Origin of the sequence: Pseudoxanthobacter sp. (assembly GCF_036822375.1) — a bacterium.
In the GTDB taxonomy this organism is placed as follows: Bacteria; Pseudomonadota; Alphaproteobacteria; order Rhizobiales; family Segnochrobactraceae; genus Pseudoxanthobacter.
On sequence record NZ_DAISHT010000269.1, the window covers coordinates 1 to 3861 of the forward strand.

The window sequence follows — 3861 nt, forward strand, 5'->3', positions numbered from 1 at the left end:
CAGTTCCGGGTTGGTCAGCACGAAGTTGGAGGGCGAGATCGCGTTGGCGATCTGGCGGATATAGAACGCCGCCTTCTGGCGGGTGTGGTCGTCGAGGCCGTGGGCATCGTCCACAAGCGCATCGGCCCAGCGGGTGGTGATGAGATAGGCCTGCTTGAGGAAATCGAAGAACTGGTTGTCCGACCATTCCGGATCGCGGAAGCGGCGGTCGCGGGCATCCGGCTCGGCGGCCGGGCGGGCGGTCTCGCCCATCATGCGCCGCAGCGACTGGTCCCACAGATTCATGTAGCCGGTCCACAACCGCGCCTGCGCTTCCACCGCGCGCTTGGGGTCGGAAAGCCAGTATTCGCTGATCTGGCCGATCGTCTTCATGACTTCGGCGATATCGTCGGCGACGCGGATGGACTTCTCGCCCTTCTCGCGGGGCTCTATATAGGCCGCAACGGCCTTACCGCCCTCTTCGATGAACCGGGCAATGTTGTTCGCAAAAGCCTCGGGGTCCTGCACAATGTATTTGTACAGCGGATTATCGTTCCGCTCGCTCATCGCTTGCCGCTCCCTGGGGCGCGGGGCACGGAACCCCGCGTTGCCGTTGCAGTTGCGCTCCGGCGTCGTTCAGACGCTATAATAGGACCGGAAGAAGGCGTTCTGACAACCGGCAGGCTCATCAACAGAGCCGGCGCGGGGGCTGACGGGTGCGGCATCGCGGCGCTCCCCGCCGGGGCGGCGCCTTTGCGATCCGGCCGCGGTCGGCTATGGTCGCAGGTGCCGGTGCCGCTGCCGGCCGTTGCTGCCGGTCGGGGTGGCCGGCCGGGCAGGGGGCTGCCGGCGGCCGCCGGCCCGGCGGCGGTGTCGAGAGCAACGGATCGGCCCTGCGCATGAAGTCTTCAGTTATCCTCCCGGCGGCGTACCGCCGCTTCGGCGCGCTGTGCGCCGGTGCCGTTCTGCTGCTGGCGGCCGGGTGCAGCAACGATCCGACCTCGCGCGTCATCGACATCAGCTTCCGGCCCAAGGCGCCGCCGCAGGGCGTGGTGATTCCCGAAACCCAGCCGGACGGCTATCCCAACCTGTCCTATCGCCCGGTCGCCAGTCCGCCGCAGCGCATGACCGGCGACCAGCAGCAGGCCTTCCGCGACAAGATGGAAAAGAAGGCCGACCGCGGCAAGGCCATCGCCGCATCGGCGCCCGGCACCGTGGGCTCGCCGGAAGAGCTGCAGAAGATCGGGGCCACCCACGCCGACGATGCCCGCGCCGCCATCGAGGGCGGCGGCAGCAGCCAGACCGGGGCGGAAACGCAGCCGCCGCTGGTGCCCGGCGCCGCCGACCCGGATTTCGACGCCGGCGCAACCAACTGAGCGGCCGGCCGCCGGCCGGCTGAGGCGCCGGCCGCCGCCATTGCGCAAGATGACGGTGCATCAGGCCGCCGGGCGCCCGTTTGCGCCCGCGCGCGGCGCGCCGGCGGGCGAAGGCGCGTGCGCGCCGGGGCGAACAGTGGTAGAAATCGCCCTTCAGGCCGCTGCCGCTGCGCTGTTGCCCCATGCGTGCCGCATTCTGGGCGGATCAGACAGCCCGCCCGGCAGGCAGAAAGCAACCGGCTCCGCCTGAAAGGCATTCGGAAAGGCTGCGGCGTTTCAGGCGCGCGGGCTTCCGGCTCTGGGTGAATACAGAGCTTTGTTTGAATACAGACAAGAAAATAACCGAGGTTGAGGCAATGGACGAGTTCCATAAAATCCGGCGCTTGCCGCCCTATGTCTTCGAGCAGGTCAATCGGCTGAAGGCGAGCGCGCGAGCTGCCGGTGCCGATATCATCGATCTCGGCATGGGCAATCCCGATCTGCCGACGCCGCAATATATCGTCGACAAGCTGTGCGAGGCGGTGCAGCACCCGCGCACCCACCGCTATTCGGCCTCCAAGGGCATTGCCGGCCTGCGCCGCGCGCAGGCGGCCTATTACGAACGCCGTTTCGGCGTGAAGCTCAATCCCGACACGCAGGTCGTGGCGACGCTCGGTTCGAAGGAAGGCTTCGCCAACATGGCGCAGGCCATCACCGCGCCCGGCGACGTGGTGCTGGTGCCCAATCCGAGCTATCCGATTCACGCTTTCGGCTTCCTGATGGCCGGCGGTGTGGTGCGCTCCGTGCCGGCCGATCCGGGGCCGGAGTTCTTCCACGCGCTGGAGCGCGCGGTGGTGCACTCCATCCCCAAGCCGATCGCCGTCATCCTGTGCTATCCGGCCAACCCGACGGCGGCCGTGGCCGACCTCGATTTCTATCGCGATGTCGTGGCCTTCGCCCGCAAGCACGAGATTTTCGTGCTGTCGGATCTCGCGTATTCGGAAATCTACTTCGACAACGAGCCGCCGCCCTCGGTGCTGCAGGTGCCGGGCGCGATGGATGTCGCAGCCGAATTCACCTCCATGTCGAAGACGTTCTCCATGCCCGGCTGGCGCATGGGCTTTGCGGTGGGCAACGAGCGGCTCATCGCGGCGCTGACGCGGGTGAAGTCCTATCTCGATTATGGCGCCTTCACGCCGATTCAGGTGGCCGCCACGGCGGCGCTCAACGGCGGCGACGCGGCCATTCAGGAAGTGCGCGACATCTATCGCCGCCGCCGCGACATTCTGGTCGATTCCTTCGGCCGCGCCGGCTGGGACGTGCCGTCGCCGCGGGCCTCGATGTTTGCGTGGGCACCGATTCCGCCGGCATTCCGTCATCTCGGGTCGCTGGAATTCTCCAAGCTTCTGCTGGAGAAGGCCGACGTTGCCGTTTCGCCCGGCCTCGGCTTTGGCGAGCATGGCGACAGCTATGTGCGCATCGCGCTGGTTGAAAACGAACAGCGCATCCGCCAGGCGGCGCGAAATCTTCGTCGCTTCCTTGAAACGGCTGAGGAAACATTGCACAACGTCATCCCGATCAGCGCTGCGCGCTGATGGCGCGGGCCTCTGCCCGGACCCCCTGCCGCCCCGGCGGCAAGGGGTTCTGAAGCGGGATGAGCGGCCCACGCCGGAATGGCCGTGGCACGCGGCCGGGTGGGGGGCTGCGATCGGTCGCGGTGCCTGCCGGCCCGCTTGCCGTTATTCTCACTCCCCGCAGCCGCGCCCGGCGACTCAGGCCCTTCCGCGCGACTGCCCTCTAGGATTGACAACCGGGATGGTTGAGCCCCTGCGAGTTGGCCTTGCCGGCCTTGGTACTGTCGGCGTTGCCGTTGTCCGCCTTCTGGATCGTCAGCGCGCCGAGCTGGAAGCCCGGTGCGGGCGGCCGATCGTGGTCACGGCGGTCAGCGCGCGCACGCGCAACAAGGATCGCGGCGTCGATCTCTCGGGCGTGAGCTGGTACGACGACGCGCCCTCGCTGGCCATGTCCAACGGCATCGATGTGCTGGTGGAGGTGATCGGCGGCGAGGGCGGGGCGGCGAAGGCGGCGGTGGATGCGGCGGTCGGCCGCGGCCTGCCGGTGGTGACCGCCAACAAGGCGCTGCTGGCCCGCCATGGCAACGCCGTGGCCCGCAGGGCCGACGAGACCGGATCGTCGGTCGGCTTCGAGGCGGCGGTGGCCGGCGGCATTCCCATCGTGCGCTGTCTGCGCGAGGCGCTGGCGGGCAACCGCATCAGCCGCGTCTACGGCATCCTGAACGGCACCTGCAACTATATCCTGACCCGCATGGAGCGTGAGGGGCTGGACTTTGCCACCTGCCTCGCCGAAGCGCAGCGTCTGGGTTATGCCGAAGCCGACCCGACTTTCGATGTCGAGGGCTTCGATACCGCCCACAAGCTGGCGCTGCTGACCAGCCTTGCCTTCGGCACCGAGGTCGAAACCGACTCGATGCTGATCGAGGGCATTTCCGCCATCACCCCGGACGACA

General features: G+C 67.9%; 3 protein-coding genes and 1 pseudogene. 3 read left to right on the forward strand and 1 reads right to left on the reverse strand.

The genetic code is table 11. The features are described 5' to 3' along the window. Positions 1–546: pseudogene (locus tag V7067_RS16210) on the reverse strand (class I poly(R)-hydroxyalkanoic acid synthase); the annotation flags it as partial. A gap of 332 nt (positions 547–878) precedes the next feature. Here V7067_RS16210 and V7067_RS16215 point away from each other — a divergent pair. The 3 genes from V7067_RS16215 to V7067_RS16225 form a co-directional block, all read left to right on the forward strand. Continuing rightward, a complete protein-coding gene (locus V7067_RS16215) occupies positions 879–1355 on the forward strand; it encodes a hypothetical protein (protein WP_334176935.1) in 477 nt (158 codons plus the stop codon). A 356-nt stretch (positions 1356–1711) separates the two neighbouring features. Continuing rightward, entirely contained in the window at positions 1712–2929 is a 1218-nt protein-coding gene (locus V7067_RS16220; protein WP_334176936.1) for an LL-diaminopimelate aminotransferase, read from the forward strand. A 220-nt stretch (positions 2930–3149) separates the two neighbouring features. After that, a partial coding sequence (locus tag V7067_RS16225; RefSeq protein WP_334176937.1) for a homoserine dehydrogenase occupies positions 3150–3861 on the forward strand: 712 nt, incomplete at its 3' end.